Annotated in this window: 15 protein-coding genes; 7 read left to right on the forward strand and 8 right to left on the reverse strand. The window is 64.8% G+C overall.

Annotation, left to right across the window (positions count from 1 at the left end):
- Positions 1 to 27: 27 nt before the first annotated feature.
- On the reverse strand, positions 28 to 1,809 hold the full coding sequence (locus tag ACVIGA_RS18455; protein WP_456670839.1) for an acyl-CoA dehydrogenase family protein: 1,782 nt from the start codon (positions 1,807 to 1,809) through the stop codon (positions 28 to 30).
- Between the two features lie 71 nt (positions 1,810 to 1,880).
- Here ACVIGA_RS18455 and ACVIGA_RS18460 point away from each other — a divergent pair, with 71 nt between their 5' ends.
- Positions 1,881 to 2,582 (forward strand): SDR family NAD(P)-dependent oxidoreductase, encoded by a 702-nt coding sequence (locus ACVIGA_RS18460; RefSeq protein ID WP_456667465.1) that lies wholly within the window; start codon positions 1,881 to 1,883, stop codon positions 2,580 to 2,582.
- Positions 2,583 to 2,739: 157 nt separating this feature from the next.
- The gene (locus ACVIGA_RS18465; protein WP_456667466.1) at positions 2,740 to 3,570 is read left to right on the forward strand and encodes an enoyl-CoA hydratase; all 831 of its coding nucleotides are present in this window, start codon (positions 2,740 to 2,742) and stop codon (positions 3,568 to 3,570) included.
- A gap of 274 nt (positions 3,571 to 3,844) precedes the next feature.
- On the opposite strand, the gene ACVIGA_RS18470 is transcribed toward ACVIGA_RS18465, so the two are convergent.
- Entirely contained in the window at positions 3,845 to 4,468 is a 624-nt protein-coding gene (locus ACVIGA_RS18470; protein WP_456667467.1) for an N-acetyltransferase family protein, read from the reverse strand.
- A 69-nt stretch (positions 4,469 to 4,537) separates the two neighbouring features.
- Positions 4,538 to 4,741 (reverse strand): DUF1127 domain-containing protein, encoded by a 204-nt coding sequence (locus ACVIGA_RS18475; RefSeq protein ID WP_207834731.1) that lies wholly within the window; start codon positions 4,739 to 4,741, stop codon positions 4,538 to 4,540.
- Between the two features lie 117 nt (positions 4,742 to 4,858).
- On the opposite strand from ACVIGA_RS18475, the gene ACVIGA_RS18480 reads away from it, so the two are divergent.
- From ACVIGA_RS18480 to tcuB, 4 genes are all read left to right on the forward strand, one after another.
- Entirely contained in the window at positions 4,859 to 5,758 is a 900-nt protein-coding gene (locus ACVIGA_RS18480; RefSeq protein WP_223966268.1) for a transcriptional regulator GcvA, read from the forward strand.
- A gap of 176 nt (positions 5,759 to 5,934) precedes the next feature.
- Positions 5,935 to 7,263, forward strand: coding sequence for a tricarballylate/proton symporter TcuC (gene tcuC / locus ACVIGA_RS18485; protein WP_456667468.1), 1,329 nt, complete (start codon positions 5,935 to 5,937; stop codon positions 7,261 to 7,263).
- Between the two features lie 80 nt (positions 7,264 to 7,343).
- Positions 7,344 to 8,744: an FAD-dependent tricarballylate dehydrogenase TcuA gene (tcuA, locus tag ACVIGA_RS18490; protein ID WP_456667469.1), complete on the forward strand. Its 1,401-nt coding sequence runs from the start codon at positions 7,344 to 7,346 to the stop codon at positions 8,742 to 8,744.
- Positions 8,745 to 8,760: 16 nt separating this feature from the next.
- Entirely contained in the window at positions 8,761 to 9,864 is a 1,104-nt protein-coding gene (tcuB, locus tag ACVIGA_RS18495) for a tricarballylate utilization 4Fe-4S protein TcuB (protein WP_456670840.1), read from the forward strand.
- Between the two features lie 97 nt (positions 9,865 to 9,961).
- Here the strand turns inward: tcuB and ACVIGA_RS18500 are convergent, their stop codons facing one another.
- From ACVIGA_RS18500 to ACVIGA_RS18510, 3 genes are read right to left on the reverse strand one after another with little or no spacing between them, the layout of a single operon-like run.
- Positions 9,962 to 10,375, reverse strand: coding sequence for a Rieske (2Fe-2S) protein (locus tag ACVIGA_RS18500; protein WP_016846808.1), 414 nt, complete (start codon positions 10,373 to 10,375; stop codon positions 9,962 to 9,964).
- A gap of 54 nt (positions 10,376 to 10,429) precedes the next feature.
- Entirely contained in the window at positions 10,430 to 11,539 is a 1,110-nt protein-coding gene (locus ACVIGA_RS18505; RefSeq protein WP_375777429.1) for an amidohydrolase family protein, read from the reverse strand.
- Complete coding sequence (locus ACVIGA_RS18510; RefSeq protein ID WP_456667470.1) at positions 11,536 to 12,612, reverse strand: amidohydrolase family protein; 1,077 nt, start codon at positions 12,610 to 12,612, stop codon at positions 11,536 to 11,538. Before ACVIGA_RS18510 ends, ACVIGA_RS18505 begins: the two co-directional genes overlap by 4 nt.
- Before the next feature lie 174 nt (positions 12,613 to 12,786).
- Here ACVIGA_RS18510 and ACVIGA_RS18515 point away from each other — a divergent pair, with 174 nt between their 5' ends.
- On the forward strand, positions 12,787 to 13,269 hold the full coding sequence (locus ACVIGA_RS18515; protein ID WP_456667471.1) for a CinA family protein: 483 nt from the start codon (positions 12,787 to 12,789) through the stop codon (positions 13,267 to 13,269).
- A gap of 159 nt (positions 13,270 to 13,428) precedes the next feature.
- On the opposite strand, the gene ACVIGA_RS18520 is transcribed toward ACVIGA_RS18515, so the two are convergent.
- Entirely contained in the window at positions 13,429 to 14,751 is a 1,323-nt protein-coding gene (locus ACVIGA_RS18520) for an HlyD family type I secretion periplasmic adaptor subunit (RefSeq protein WP_456667472.1), read from the reverse strand.
- Positions 14,748 to 16,499 (reverse strand): type I secretion system permease/ATPase, encoded by a 1,752-nt coding sequence (locus ACVIGA_RS18525; protein WP_223972483.1) that lies wholly within the window; start codon positions 16,497 to 16,499, stop codon positions 14,748 to 14,750. Before ACVIGA_RS18525 ends, ACVIGA_RS18520 begins: the two co-directional genes overlap by 4 nt.
- Positions 16,500 to 16,639 lie beyond the last annotated feature (140 nt).

Consider the following 16,639-nt stretch of genomic DNA (forward strand, 5'->3'; position numbering starts at 1 on the left):
GATTAAGCGTTGCGCTCGCGCGGCAGACTACGCTGCTGATAGCAATTCGCCAACCTCGGCCATGCCGACGGCACGATCGCCGAGCAGGTGCTCGGTCATCCGGCGCTGAACGGTATTTTCCGCAAGCCGGAACGGATCGCCCGGCATCACGCGGTGATCGATCACCATCCGCGACAGCAGCAGCCGGCGCGCATCGCCGCGCCTCTCGTGGATGCGTCCGCCCTCCCATGCCAACGCCACCGCGCTCGCGACATGATAGAGCAGGCTGGTGGCGCGCCGCGCATCGCCCTCATTGTCGATACGGCTTGCGACTTCGCGCGCAAACCCGATCGCACGGTCGCCGAGATCGCGCAGCCGGTTGCGCCAGGCCTGCGGGACATTCGGGCTGTCATCGAGCCGCGCATGCAGATCGGCAGCGAGCGCATTGTCGGCGCCATGACGCCCGACCGCACGCTTCAGCGCATCGATCGCGACGATGTTGCCGGTGCCCTCCCAGATCGAGCCGAGATGCGCATCGCGCAGCAGCCGCGGCGTGACGAATTCCTCGATGTAGCCGATGCCGCCGCGCATCTCCATCGCGTCGCCGCAGACCTTGCGGGCGTCCCGGGTGGCGCGGAATTTCAAGGTCGGCGTCAGGATGCGGAGCAGCGCGGCGGCATCCTGGCTGCCGGCCTCGGCGCGGTCGAGCGCATCGGCGGTAAGGAAGCTCATCGACAGCGCCTGCTCGGTCGGCAGCATGATCTTCATCAGCTGGCGCCGCGCCAGCGGCAGATCGATGATCCGTTGCCCGAACACCACGCGGCCCTTCGCGACCGTGATCGCGTCGTGCCAGGCGCGGCGCATCAGCGCGGTCGACTTCACGCCGTTGGAGAGCCGCGACGAATTCACCATCTCGGCCATCTGCACGAAGCCGCGGTCGAGCTTGCCGACGGCATACGCGATCGCGCCGTCGAGCTTGATCTCGCCCGAGGCCATCGAGCGGGTGCCGAGCTTGTCCTTCAGGCGCACGATCCGGTAGTGGTTCTGCGAGCCGTCGTCGAGGAAGCGCGGCATCAGGAACAGGCCGACACCTTTTGTGCCCGGCCCCGCGCCCTCGGGGCGCGCCAGCAGCATCACCACCTTGGCGTCGGCATTCGAGCAGAACCACTTCTCGCCATAGAGCCGCCAGTGATCACCCTCCTGCACGGCGCGTGTGGTCAGTGTGCCGACGTCGGAGCCGCCCTCCTTCTCGGTCATGAACTGGCCGCCCTGCGTCAGTCTGCTCATGTCGGTCTGGGTCAGGCCGTCGAGATATTTCGCCTTCAGCGCCTCGCTGCCGAAATTCGCCAGCAGCTTGGCGCAACCATCGGTGACGTTGATCGGACAGCCCATGCCGAATTCGGTCTGGTTGAACAGGAAGGTGAAGGCGTGCTTGGCCACCACGGGATATTTGTCGGGCCAGCCCATGATGCCCTTGCGGATCGACAGCGCGTGAATGCCGAACTCGCCGAACGCGGCCTTCTCGATCTCGCGATAGGCCGGATGATATTCGATTGTTTGCACGTCGCGGCCGAACTTGTCGCGCTGATGCAGCACCGGCGTATGCCGGTCGGCGAGCCGCGCGCATTCGTCCAGATAGCCGCCGGCCAATCTGCCGAGCCGGTCAAGATGCGGCTCGATGTGGCGGAACAACGCCTCCGGCAGATGCAGTTTGAGAAGATCGGTCAGCGCGGGATCGGCCCGGTAGAAATTCATTCCCGTCGTATCGGGCGCCAACAGGCCAGGCTGGCTGGCGGACGACGTTTTCGGATCCTGCTTGTGCGGCTGCATTGAATTCCCGGCTGCGGTGCTCATTTGTTTGGGCACGACTATCCTCCTCCGGCCTCGCAAAGGAAAGCCCAATGGATATTCCGAAGTACAAGATCGCCCTGATCGTCGGCGCCGGCGAGGGCCTCAGCGCCTCGCTGACGCGGCTATTTTCGCGGGAGGGAATTCGCGTGGCGCTGGGCGCGCGCAGCATCGAGAAACTTGGTGCGTTGTGCAACGAGACCGGCGCGCGCGCCTATGCCTGCGATGCCACCAAGGCCGAGGATGTCGAACGTCTGTTCGGCCTGGTCGAACGCGAGATCGGAACACCTGATCTCGTGGTCTATAACGCCTCCGGCCGCTCGCGCGGACCCTTCGTTGAACTCGTGCCTTCCGAGGTCGAGCAGGCGATCGCGATCTCGGCGTTCGGCGGCTTCCTGGTGGCGCAGGAGGCGGCGAAGCGCATGCTGCCTAACAAGAAGGGCGCGATCCTGTTCACCGGCGCCTCCGCCAGCGTCAAGGGTTACGCGCAATCGGCGCCGTTCGCGATGGGCAAGTTCGCATTGCGCGGGCTCGCGCAGAGCATGGCGCGCGAATTGTCGCCGCAGGGCATCCATGTCGCGCATTTCGTGATCGACGGCGGCATCCGCAGCGTCGCGCGCACCGAGCCCGCCGACCGCCCGGATTCGATGCTCGATCCCGACGCGATCGCGTTGAGCTACTGGAACGTGCTGCAACAGCCGCGCAGCGCCTGGACCTGGGAGCTGGAATTGCGGCCCTGGGTTGAGAAGTTTTGAGATGACGGAGATCATGCAAGCGGCGTAGGCTCTATGCCAACCGCCGCCACGCCCGTCATTGCGAGCGGAGCGAAGCAATCCGTGCCTCGTCTTGGGGAAAGATGGATTGCTTCGTCGCTTCGCTCCTCGCAATGACGAAGGATACAGGGAAGAAACCATGACCGCTGAAATCAAGATCGAGACCGGCACCGACGAACTGCTCTGCGTGATCCGCGACCGCGTCGCAATCATCACGCTGAACCGCCCGGACGCCCGCAACTCGCTGTCGGACACGCTGACGCCGGCGCTGCGCACGATGATCCGGACCTGCGGCGAGAACCCCGAGGTCGGCGTGCTGCTCGTCACCGGCGCCGGCAAGGCGTTCTGCGCCGGCGGCAACGTCAAGGGCATGGGCGCCAATCGCGACCCGAAGAAGCTCGAAATGTCCTATGAGGACAAGGTAGCGGACCTGCAAGAGCGCCAGCGCCTGCTGACCGGCGCGCTCGCCTCGGTGCGCAAGCCGACCATTGCCGCGCTGCCTGGACCCGCGGTCGGCGCCGGCCTTGCGATCGCGATGGCCTGCGACATCAGGATCGCTGCGCAATCCGCCTTCATCTCGACCGGCTATCTGCGGGTGGGACTGAGCGGCGACTACGGCATGGCCTGGCTGCTGACGCGCCTGGTCGGCACCTCGCGCGCCCGCGAGCTGATGTTCACATCGGAAAAGGTCGATGCTGCGAGATGCGAGCAGATCGGCCTCGTCAACCGCGTGGTGCCGGACGAGACGCTGCAGGACGAAGCGTTCGCGCTGGCGAGATCGATGGCCGAAGGCCCGACCTTGGCGCTGCGCTACATGAAGGACAATCTCGACGAGGCGCTGCAGTTCGACTTCGCCACCGCGCGCGACCACGAGGCCGAACGGCTGATCCGCCTGACCACAACGGCCGATCACAAGGAGGCGGTGCAGGCCTTCATCGAGAAGCGCAAGCCGGTGTTTCGGGGCAATTGAGCCTCCACTTGCGCGGCCGTCGTTGCCGGGCTTGACCCGGCAATCCATCGCACGAAGACGCTTTCTGTGGATGGATGCGCGGGTCAAGCCCGCGCATGACGAGCAAGAATCGTGACAAGAGCGCGTAGCCCGGATGGAGCGCAGCGAAATCCGGGACAGGCTTCTCCGCTGTGAGAGCGATCCCGGATTGCGCTCCGCTTCATCGAGCTACGGGTCGGCGCAATCAAAAAGAAAAGGGCCCGGTTCTGGAGGGGCCAGAACCGGGCCTAGTCAGTCAAACCGCAAGCGAGGACATCACGGCCGAGCGGGAAGTGGCGGCGAGCCGCCAGCTGGCACAGGGAATGTCTTGCGGTTCGACGTGGATCTCTTTCGCAAAGCGCACCAGCTTCCAATCGCCGGGGCTTGCAGCGAAGGCATAGCCGGACTTGCGGGCGAGGCCGATCATCGTGGCGTTCGACCGCAGCGTGTCGCCGAAGATGCGCTCGGCTCCGAAAGACGCCGCGCGGCATTCGAGATTCTTCAACAGCGCCTTGCCAATGCCGTGGCCCTGCCACCGGTCATCGATCGACAGGCCGAACTCGACGCTCGACGTATCGGCATGGAAGGCATAGCGGGCTTCGCCGACGATGGTTTCAAAACCATCGACCAGCATCGTCGCGACCACCGTAAACCGGTCAGCCTCACCGACGTGAATGAAACGCTCGAGCTCCGTCTTCGGCAGCTCACTCAGCGCGCCCAGGAAGCGGTTGTAACGGGACCCGGCGGAGAGCGAGCGGATGTAATTCTGCAGCTCTTCACGATCGCGCGGCTCGACGAAGCGCACCTTGATCTCGCTGCCGTTCTTGGCGCGCAGCACATCAGAGTATTGCTTGAGATCGTCGAGATGCAGCGCAGTCATGACACGCTCCTCGGGTGAAGAATTGGCCGGCGCCCCTCGATCGAGGCGGCGCCGGCGATGGCGTCCTTCTCAGGCCCGCCAGAACGGCTTGTCGGTCTCGAAAACGATGTCGCTGCGGGACATGCCGATATCGTGCAGGTCGCGCTCGGTCCACTGCGACAGCTCGCGGCGGCGCTCATAGCGATCCCACCAGACGTGCAGTGTCTCGCCGACCTGGTTCAACAGGCCTGGCGTATGATGATTTGTCATCGATTCATGGGTGAAAATGGACATTTGCGGCTCCTATCGGTAACCTGTTGGCGGTAATATCGGAGCTATTCGGCCTGTTCACAAACGACACTTTGTACCGCTTCGCATGAATTAAAGTCATGCATTGGAGACCATTCCGACATGACCAGCCGCCTGCCTTCGTTGAACGGCCTGAGGGCGTTCGAGGCCGCTGCGCGGCACATGAGCTTCACGGTCGCGGCGTCCGAATTGAACGTGACGCAGACCGCGATCAGTCATCAGATCCGGCGCCTCGAGGAAGAGCTCGGCGTCCGTCTGTTCGTCCGCCAGAACCGCTCGTTGAGCCTGACGCCGGAGGCCGCCGAGTACCTTCCCGGCGTCCGCGCTGCCTTCAACGACCTCAGGCTCGCGACCGATCGCCTGCTGCGCCGGGACGACGATCATGTGCTGACCGTCTCGACGCTGGCATCGCTCGCCGCCAAATGGCTGCTGCCGCGGCTGTCGGCATTCCAGGAGGCGCATTCGGGCATCGACGTCCGCATCACCACCTCGACCAGCCTGGTCGACTTCCAGCGCGACAAGGTCGATGCGGCGATCCGCTACGGCCGCGGACAATGGGCCGGCCTGCGCTCGGACTGGCTGATGGCGGACGAGCTGTTTCCGGTGTGCAGTCCGTCGCTGTTGGATGGAACCAGACCGCTGAAATGCCCCGAAGACCTCCGGGACCATGTGCTGCTGCACACCAGCAACGCCAACAGCGATGACTGGCGGCTGTGGCTGACCGCAGCTGGCCTTGCGACCGACATCTCCAAGCAGCCGGGGGTGACCTTCGACCTGCTGTTCGTGACGATCCAGGCTGCGATCGACGGCATCGGTATCGCGATGGGCCGTACCTCCTATGTGCAGGACGACATCGCCAAGGGCCGCCTCGTGGTTCCCTTCAAGATCGCGCTGCCGGCCGACGCCGGCTTCTACCTGGTCACGCCGCAGGGACGCGCCGATTCACCGAAGCTCTCTGCGTTCCGCTCCTGGCTCGGCGCTGCGGCACATACGACGCCTTGATGTGGCGCACGGCCGCGTCAGCAAATTCCACCTACGGCTTTTTTCCAATGGCGGCGGCGTGATTTCGGGTTGGTCGCGCCGGACAGCCGTGCCAAATTGCCGCATATGGCAGTTAACTGCCTTGGCCGGCGAGACAATTTGCGCCGGCCTTTGTGTCACGGGGAGGAATGGGCGTTATGTCGCAGTCGAGTTCATCGCAAGCACCGCAAATCAAGTCGCGTCTTGGCGCCATCCTGCGTGCGACCAGCGGCAATTTCCTCGAGCAATTCGACTTCTTTCTGTTCGGCTTCTATGCGCAGGACATCGCGAAAGCATTCTTTCCCGCCCAGAACGAGACCGCGGCGCTCCTCAATGCGTATGGCGTTTTCTGGCTTGGCGCGCTGATGCGTCCCGTGGGCGCGATCGTACTCGGTTCCTACATCGATCGCATCGGCCGCCGCCAGGGCCTGATCGTGACGCTCGCGCTGATGGCGCTGGGCACGGTGGTGATTGCCTTCTGCCCGTCCTACGCATCGATCGGCATTGCCGCAACGATCATCGTGCTGATTGGCCGGCTGATCCAGGGCTTCTCCGCCGGCGTCGAGCTGGGCGGCGTCTCCGTCTATCTTTCCGAGATCGCGACGCCCGGCAACCGCGGTTTCTACACCTCGTTTCAATCCTCCAGCCAGCAGGTCGCCATCTTTGTTGCGGCCGTGATCGGCTTCGTCCTGAGAGAGGTGATCCCGGGCGACACCTTCCTGGATGCGATCGGCGGCGGCGTCGCCAAATGGCGCATCCCGTTCTTCATCGGATGCCTCATCATTCCCGTGATCTTCATGTTGCGGCGTTCGCTCGAGGAGACGCCGGCCTTCCTGGCCATGAAGAAGCACCCGACGCCAAGCGAAGTGTTCGCCTCGGCACTCGAGAACTGGCGCATCGTCATCCTGGGCATGATGATCGCGGTCCTGACCACCACGACGTTCTATTTCATCACCGTATATGCGCCCGGCTTCGGCAAGGAGCTGCACCTTTCGGCCTCCGGGACACTGCTGGTGACCCTGCTCGTTGCGGTAACGAATTTCATCTGGAATCCGGTCGGCGGCGCGCTGTCCGACCGGATCGGCCGCAAGCCGGTGCTGATCGCGATCGCGAGCCTGTCATTCGTGACCGCCTACCCGGCACTGTCGTGGCTCGCGCATGAGCCCACGCTCGGAAAACTGCTGGCTGTGCAGATGATGTTCTCGTTCTACTTTGGCGTCTACAGCGGCACGATGCTGGGATGCCTGGTCGAGATCGTGCCGGCGCATGTCCGCACCACCTGTTTCTCGATCGCGTTCGCGTTGGCGGCAGGCATATTCGGCACGTCGACTCCCTTTGTCGCGACCAAGCTGATCGCCATGACCGGGCAGGACAAGGCCTCGCCGGCCTATTGGCTGATGTTCGGCGCTGTTCTCGGCATCATCGCGGCGCTGATCGTCTACCGTGGCGGCCAGACCATCGAGCAGCGCGAGACGGTTGCGGCGTGATCTTTGCGCATGCAATTGGGGCAGGCCGATCGCCTGCCCCGGCATGTTGCTTTCCATGCCAACAACGATAACAAGAGCGCATGGTTGATCTGACGCGCAGGTTCGACGTGCTGGTGATTGGCGGCGGCAACGCCGCCCTCTGCGCAGCGATCAGCGCACGGCGCGCCGGCGCCTCCGTACTGGTGCTGGAGGGCGCCCCGAAATTCTACCGCGGCGGCAACACCCGCCACACCCGCAACATGCGCTGCGCCCATGACGCGGCGACCGAGATCCTCACCGGCCCCTACACCGAGGAGGAGTTCTGGAAGGATTTGCTGCTGGTGACCGGCGGCCAGACCGACGAGGAACTGGCCCGCTTCATGATCCACGAGTCCAAGGACATATTGAACTGGATCGTCGAACAGGGCGTGCGCTGGCAGCCCTCGCTCGGCGGCACGCTCAGCCTTGGCCGCACCAACTCGTTCTTCCTCGGCGGCGGCCGCGCGATGCTGAACGCACTCTATCGCACCGCCGAGGAGCTCGGCGTCGACGTCCTCTACGATGCCGAGGTGATCGATCTCGTGATCGAGGACGGCATGTTCCTGTCGGCGCAGCTGAAGCAGCCGGTCGGCGGCAAGACCGAGGTCCGCGCCTCAACGCTGGTCGCGGCGGCCGGCGGCTTCGAGGCCAATATCGAATGGCTGAAGCAATATTGGGGCGAGGCCGCCGACAATTTCCTGATCCGCGGCACGCCCTATAACCGCGGCGCGATCCTCAAGATGCTGCTCGCCAAGGGCGTGCAGGAGATCGGCGATCCCACGCAATGCCATGCGGTGGCGATCGATGCGCGTGCGCCGAAATTCGACGGCGGCATCATCACCCGCCACGACTCGGTCGTGTTCGGCATCGTCGTCAACAAGCATGCCGAGCGCTTCTATGATGAAGGCGAGGACATCTGGCCGAAGCGCTACGCGATCTGGGGCCGCCTGGTCGCCGCACAGCCGGACCAGATCGCCTACATCATCTTCGATTCCACCGTCGTGACGAGCTTCATGCCGACGCTGTTTCCGCCGATCGCGGGCGCGACGATTGCCGAACTCGCGGGCAAGCTCGAGCTCGACGCTACAGCGCTGGAAAAGACCATCACCGACTTCAACGCCGCGGTGCAGCCCGGGACGTTCGATCACACCATCCTCGACAACTGCCGTACCGAAGGCATCACGCCGGCGAAGACGCATTGGGCGCGCAGGATCGAGACGCCGCCCTATCTCGCCTATCCGGTGCGGCCCGGCATCACCTTCACCTATCTCGGCACCCGCGTGAACAAGCAGTCGCGGATGCTGATGAAGGACGGCAAGCCGTCGGCCAACATGTTCGCCGCCGGCGAGATCATGGCCGGCAACGTGCTCGGCAAGGGCTACGCCGCCGGCATCGGCATGACCATCGGCAGCGTGTTCGGCCGCGTCGCCGGACGGGAAGCGGCGAAGAATGCGCGGAACTGAGGACAAGGCTGGCGCGATGCACGGGACGAGGATCTTGCAGGAAGCTGACCGTCTGATGACGGTGTGCAATTCTTGCCGCTATTGCGAGGGTCTGTGCGCGGTGTTTCCCGCGATGGAGATGCGCCGCGCCTTCTCCGACGGCGACCTCAACTATCTCGCCAATCTCTGCCATGCCTGCGGCGCCTGCTACACCGACTGCCAGTTCTCGCCACCGCACGAATTCAACGTCAACGTCCCGAAGACCCTGGCGGTGGCGCGCGCCGAGTCCTACGCCGCCTACGCCTGGCCGCGGGCCTTCTCCGGCGCGTTCGCGCGCAACGGCCTCGTCATCAGCCTGATCGCAGCAATCAGCGTCGCCGCCTTCATCTTCGGTTTCGCCGCGATCAACGACCGCGGCGTGCTCACCGGTATCCACACCGGGCCCGGCGCGTTCTACAAATTGATGCCGCACAATGCGATGGCGCTGCTGTTCGGCGCCGCCCTGCTCTACGCGATCCTCGCGCTGGTGATGGGCGTGCGCGCATTCTGGCGCGATATCGGCGAGCCGGTCGGCATGAAGACCGACGCAAAATCGCTGTTACAGGCGGTCCGCGACGCCGGCAAGCTGCGCTATCTCGACGGTGGCGGCGTCGGCTGCTTCAACGAGGACGATCACCCGACCGACCGCCGCAAGCTGTATCACCACTTCACCTTCTACGGCTTCGCCCTGTGCTTCGCCGCGACATGCGTCGGCACGCTGTACCACTACCTGCTGGCGCGCGAGGCGCCCTATGCGTGGTGGGACCTGCCCGTCGTGCTCGGCACGCTCGGCGGCATCGGCCTCGTGGTCGGCCCGATCGGGCTCCTGTCAGAGAAATGGAAACGCGACCGCGTGCTGGTCGACGAGCAGCAGATGGGCATGGACACCGCGTTCATCCTGATGCTGTTCCTGACCAGCATTACCGGCCTTGCCTTGCTGCTCTGGCGCGAGAGCGCCGCGATGGGCCCGCTGCTGGCGCTGCATCTCGGCGTGGTGTTCGCGCTGTTCATCACGATGCCCTACGGAAAATTCGTGCACGGCATCTACCGCTTCGTCGCGCTAGTGCGCTACGCGCGGGAACGGCAGATGATGGCGGAATGAGCGGATTGGCAGTCGTTCCGGGGCGATGCGCAGCATCGCACCCGGAACCTCGAGATTCCGGGTTCGCGTCTTCGACGCGCCCCGGAATGACATGCCGCTACAAATCCACCACCACGTAGTCGCTCTCCACCGCGACCTTGATGGTCTCAGCGACATACGGCCCCTTCACCACATTGGTGCCCGGCTCGACGCTGACGGGGTAGGCGCGCACGCGGAAGCGGCGCGGGTCGCAATAGGACTGGCCGGTGCGGATGTCGAACTCCCAGCCGTGCCAGGGACAGCGCAGGATCTCGCCGAGCTTGGTGTATTCGATCTCGCCGGGGTCAGACGACGAGGCGAGTCCGATCAGCGGCCCCTCGCACAGCGCCGCCCCTTGATGCGGGCAGCGGTTCAACAGGCCGAAGAACTCGCCCTTGACGTTGAAGACGGCGATCGGCCGTCCGTCGATCTCGAGGAATTTTCGCGAACCCGGCGGCAGTTCGTCCACCGGGGCAATCACATGACGCGCCATCTAGTTGTTCTCACGCATGATCTGATTCGGAAAACCGGTTCCCACTTTTCCGGATCATGCGATACCGTACAGCTGCTTCGCATTGTCGAGATAGAACGCCTGGCGGTTGGCGTCGCTGACGCCGGCCGGCAGGACCCGCGACGGCTCGTCGTAATCCCAATGCGGGTAGTCGGTCGCGAACAGCAGCTTGTCCCAGCCTATCCACTCGATGGTCTGGAATAGATGGTCGCGGCTCTCCGGATCTTCCATCGGCTGCGTCGTCCACCAGATGTGATCGCGGATATATTCGGACGGCTTGCGCTTCAGATGCGGCACCTCGGCGTGCAGCCGCGCAAACACCTTGTCGAGCCGCCACGCCAGCGACGGCGCCCAGCCGAACCCGGCCTCGACCATCACCATCTTCAGTTTCGGGAAGCGTTCGAACACGCCCTCGAGCACGAGGCTCGCCAGCGCGGTCTGCTGGCACTGCGAATGCCCGACCATCTCCTCGATGTAATAGCTTGGCCAGCCCGAAGCGGTGATCGGATTGCCACCGAAGCCGAAGGCGTGCACGCCGATCGGAAGGCCTACCTCCTGCGCCGCCTCATAGATCGGCCAGTAACGGCGCTGGCCGAGCGGCTCGACATTGCGGCTCAGCAGCAGCACCTGCACAAAATTTTTGTCGCCTGCGCGCCTGCGGATTTCGGCCGCGGCCGACACGCCGTCCTCATTGGCGACGACGACCGAGCCCTTGAGGCGCGAATCCTTGCTGGTCCATTTCTCGATCTGCCAGTCGTTGACCGCCGCGCAGATCGCGCCGGCGAGATCCTGGTTGCGAATGCCCTGCCCGGTGTTGAGCGGGTTGAGCACGCCGAGTGCGACGTTGTTGGGATCGAGATGCTGCTTCTGCATGAAGGACAGCGACGAGCCCTGCGGCCCGCCTTCCGGCGGATAGGCATCGCGGCGCGAGGCATTGGGCTGCGCCTTCGGATAGGGCGGGCCTTCCATCATGCCCTGATAGGGATGGACGCCGAAGGTTTCGAGATGGCTGTGCCAGCGCTTGGCCAGATAAGGATGCAGCTCGTCCTTGGTCGCGCGTGCCGGATGGATGTCGCAATCGGCGATCGCGGTCTTGACGCTGGTCGACGCGGCCCCGTCGGGACGTTCCCGAATCTGGATGTTCATGGCGTCGTCTCCTTCACCTGCAAGCGCGGATAGGTCGCATGCGGGTTGTCGATCATGATCTTGCGGACCAGATCCTGCGACAACCCCTTCGGCAGCACCTCGTCGCCATCGAACTGCCAATGCGGGTAGTCGGTCGAGAATAGGATCAATTCGTCCGACTGCATATGGTCGAACAGCCGGTTCAGCGTATCCCCGTCCGGCGGTGCGTCGACCGGCTGCAGCGAGAAGCGGATGTTGCTACGCACAATCTCCAGCGGCGCGCGATCGACCCACGGCGTCTCCATCCGTACGCCGCGCCAGAACTTGTGCAGCCGCCACAGGAACGGCGGCAGCCAGGTGAAGCCCGACTCCAGCATCACCATCTTCAGGTTCGGATGGCGCGCGAACACGCCCTCGACGATCAGGCTGGTGAGCTGGGTCTGGAACGCCTGCGCCTGCGCGACGTAGTCCTCGATATGATAGGAGCCCCAGCCGACCGAGGTCGGCGGGTTGTGATAGGCGCTGCCGGCATGGATGCCGATCGGCAGGCCGAGCCGTTCGGCCGCGGCGTAGATCGGCCAGTAGTGACGCTTGCCGAGCGGCATGTCGCCCATCACGAGCATCAGTACCTGCACGAAGCGCCTGTCTTGCGCGCAGCGCTCGATTTCGGCGACCGCCTTCTCGATGCTCTGAACGGGGATCACGATCGAACCGCGCAGGCGATCGTCCTTGTCGAGCCATTCCTTGACCAGCCAGTCGTTCAGCGCGCGGCAGAACGCATCGGCCATGTCCTCGGAGAACACCATCTGCACGCCATAGAGCGGATTGCAGATGCCGGTGGCGATGCCGAACGGATCGAGCGCTTGGCGCTGCATGTCGGCAAGGCTCGAACCCGGCTTGCCCTGCGCGGGGCGCCAGTCCGGCCGAGAGGCGATCGGCGAGTTGGTCGGATAGGATTGCGAGATCAGGTCGGTCATGCCGCGGGTCGTCACCTGGTCCCGCCAGTAGTCGTTCAGGTACGGCAGCAGGCTGGTGAGGTGAGGCACAGCGGGATGCAGATCGCAATCCACGCCACCCGCGATCGGCGACGTCATGGTGTTTCCTCTGCGAGACGCTCTCACAACAACTGTCGGGGGCGTCGCTTGGTTGTTGTCCGACATACAAGCAGGCCGTGCCAAGATCCGCAACTCGGCAGACGCCGACGTGGTGTGCTAGGAAGGCAGAACGCCCCACGCTATTTTCATGGCAAGCAACGAGAAAGAGCGCCGATGAACGCACTCACATCCATCGCGGAACAGGTCGCCGCGAAGCTGATCGCGAACAAGCAGACCATTGCGGTCGCGGAATCGTCCACCGGCGGGCTGATCTCGGCATCGCTGCTTGCCGTGCCCGGCGCATCGGCCTATTTCCTCGGCGGCGGCGTGATCTACACCCGCGACGCGCGGCGCGCGCTGATGGATATTTCCGACGATGCCATGCGCGGCCTCCGCTCGTCGTCGGAACCCTACGCACAATTGCTGGCGCGCCAGATCCGCGAGCGCCTCTCAACCGATTGGGGATTGTCGGAGACCGGCGCCGCCGGCCCGACCGGCAACCGCTACGGCGATGCCGCCGGCCATAGCTGCATGGCGGTCGCAGGTCCGCAGCAACAGGTGATCACGCTGGAAACCGCCAGCGGCGACCGGCAGGCGAACATGCAGGCGTTCGCGAAGGCGGCGCTGGAGTTACTGCTGAGGAATCTCTCGCAGTAATTTCCGCTGTCGTCCCGGGCAAGCGAAGCGCGACCCGGGACCCATAACCACAAATGCTGATTGTTGAAGGCGCTGTGGCCACAGCGTCGATCCGAACAACCGATTGTGGTTACGGGTCCCTTCTTTCGCAGGGACGACGTCGAGGAGAGGCCGAAGCCATCACTTCTCGCGGAACGAGCGCATGAACTGGTCGCTCATCGGCTTCATCAGATACGACAGCATGGTGCGGTCGCCGGTCTGGACGAAGGCTTCCACCGGCATGCCGGGGATGATCTTCACCTCGCTGCCGAGGCGCGCGACCTCTTGCGGCGGCATCGAGACGCGGATCGTGTAGTAGCTCTGCCCGGTGCGCTGGTCGGTGTTGACGTCGGCGGAGACGCGGGTGACGACGCCGTTCAGCTCCGGCGTGGTGCGCTGGTTGAAGGCAGAGAGCCGCAGCACGGTCTTCTGTCCGACCTGGAGCTTGTCGATATCCTGCGGATTGACCTTGGCCTCGACCGACAGGTCATCGGCCCTCGGTACGATCATCATGATGGCATCGCCCGCGGTGACGACGCCGCCGACCGTGTGGACGGTGGATTGCAGCACCACGCCGTCCTGCGGGGCGCGGATATCGATGCGGCGGAGCTGGTCTTCGGCGGTCACCTTGCGCTCGACGAACTCGCCGATCTTGTCGTTGGCCTCGCGCAGGTCCTTGGAGACCTCCGAGAGCATGTCCTTGTCGACCTGGATGATCTGCAGCTCGGTCTCGGTGATCTTGCCCTTGGCCTGGGCGCGCGACGCAATGTACTGCGCGCGCTCGCCGGAGAGCCGCGCCGCGTCGCGCTCCAGCGTGGTCAGACGGGTGAGCTGCACCAGATGCTGCTCATACAGCTGGCGGACGCCGACCAGCTCCTGCTGCACCAGCGCGATCTCCTTGTCCTTGGAGGTTTCCTGGGCCTGCAGGCCGGCGATTTCCTCGTTGAGCTGGGTGACGCGCTCGCGCAGCTGCGCCTTCTGGCCGGCGCGGCCGTTGACCCGCACCTCGAACAGCTTGGTTTCGCTCGCCATGATATCGCGGACGTCGGGATCCTTCGCCTGCTCGGTGAGCTGCGGCGGAAACACGATCTTGTCGAGGCCCTGCTGCTCGGCCTGGAGCCGGGCCGCACGCGCATAGAGACCGTTCAGCGTCTTGACCACGATCGCAAGGCTCGCCTTCACGACGGTCTCGTCGAGACGCACGACAACGTCGCCCGCCTTGACCGTGTCGCCGTCGCGCGCCAGGATTTCGCCGACGACGCCGCCGGTCGGATGCTGCACCTTCTTGACGTTGGTATCGACCACCACCGAGCCCGGCGCGATCAGCGCGCCCGAGATCGGCACCGTCGCGGCCCAGCCGCCGACGCCGCCGCCCAGCACCAGGACCACGACGAGGCCGACCACGAGGTGCTTTCTGATCGAAGCATGTGCGTTGCGCGGCTGCTCGCTCATGCGGTCGCTCATGACTTGGTCGCCCCAGCATCGGCGACGATCTTGATCGGCGTGGGCGCCGGCGGCGCGACGCGCTGCAGCACCTGCGCCAGCACGGTCTCCTTCGGCCCGAAGGTCTGCATGCGGCCGTCCTTGAGCACCAGCAACTGGTCGACGCCCTCGATTCCGATCGGCCGGTGCGCGACCACGATGACGACGGCGCCGCGCTCGCGGGCGCCACGCACCGCGCGGGTCAGCGCCTCGTCGCCTTCGCTGTCGAGATTGGAGTTCGGCTCGTCCAGCACGATCAGGAACGGATTGCCGTAGAGGGCGCGCGCCAGCGCGACGCGCTGCGCCTGGCCGGCGGAAAGCGCAGTGCCCTGCTCGCCGACCTGGGTGTCGTAGCCCTCGCGCATCTTGATGATCATCTCATGCACGCCGGCCTCCTTGGCCGCCGCGATGATGCCGTCGGACTTGGCGTCGGGATCGAACCGGCAAATATTCTGCGCAACCGTGCCGGCGAACAGTTCGACGTCCTGCGGCAAATAGCCGACATGGCGGCCGAGCTGGTCCGACGACCATTGATCGAGCGCGGCGCCGTCGAGCCGTACCTTGCCGCGTGCCGGCACCCAGACGCCGACCAGCGCCCGGATCAGCGACGACTTGCCGGAACCGCTCGGGCCGATCACGCCGACGCCACTGCCGGCTTCGACGGCGAAGGTGATGTCCTGCACGATCGGGCGCTGGTCGCCCGGCGCAACCATGGTTACCGCCTCGACCGAAAGCTTCTTCTGCGGCGCCTGCAGCAGCGTCTGCTCCGGCCGCGCCGGAATCTGCTGCAGCAGGCGGTTGAGACGCTGCCAGCTCTGCCGCGCGGCGACGAAGCTCTTCCAATGCGCGATTGCGAGATCGACCGGCGCCAGCGCCCGCGCGCTCAGGATCGAACCGGCGATGATGATGCCGCCGGTAGCCTCCTGGTGGATCACTAGATAGGCACCGACCGCGAGCACGGCCGACTGCAGCATCATGCGCAGCACCTTGGCGACCGCACCGAGCCCGCCGCTCACATCGCTCGCGCGCTGATTGCCCGACAGATACTCCTCGTTGGCTTCGTTCCAGCGCTTGTTCATCCGCCCGGCCATGCCCATCGCCACGAGCACTTCGGCGTTGCGGCGGCTGGAGGCGGCGAGATCGTTGCGCCGCGCCGCGAGCGACATCGCTTCCCTGGCGGGCGTGCGCGACATGTATTCGGTGATCAGCGTCAGCGTCACCAGGATGACCGCGCCGACCAGCGCCGTGACGCCGAGCAGCCAATGGAATGCGAAGCAGATCAACATGTAGAATGGCAGCCAGGGCAAATCGAAGAACGCGCCGGGACCCATGCTGCCGAGGAAGGAACGCACATTGTCGAGGTCGCGCAGCGGCTGCAGGCCCTCGCTGCGATTGCCGGCCATCAGCGGCAGCCGCACGATGGTGTCGAACACCCGCGCATTGAGCGCTTCGTCGAGCGAGGTGCCGACGCGGCCGAGGATCCGTCCGCGCAGCAGATCGAGCACGCCCTGGGCCATGTAGAGGACCGCGGCGATGACGACGAGGCCGACCAGGGTCGGAACGCTGCGGCTCGGCAGCACCCGATCGTAGACCTGCAGCATGAACATCGAACCTGTCAGATAGAGCAGGTTGATCATGCAGCTGATGAGGCCGACGCCAATGAAGGCACTGCGGCATGCGCGCAGCGCCTCAGCCAGTTCGGAACGCCGGACAGCGGGCGCAACTGCCATAAAAACCGATCTCTGCAAATCAAAAAAGGGCTACGTGATCACCACGTTGTATAGACGTTTGCGACCACCGTCCATTTCAAGTCGCGCCGACCAAAGCATGGTTGGCGGCCTATTTTTGTGATGCCACAGACAGTTGAAGG

Source organism: Bradyrhizobium sp. USDA 3240, assembly GCF_054063295.1.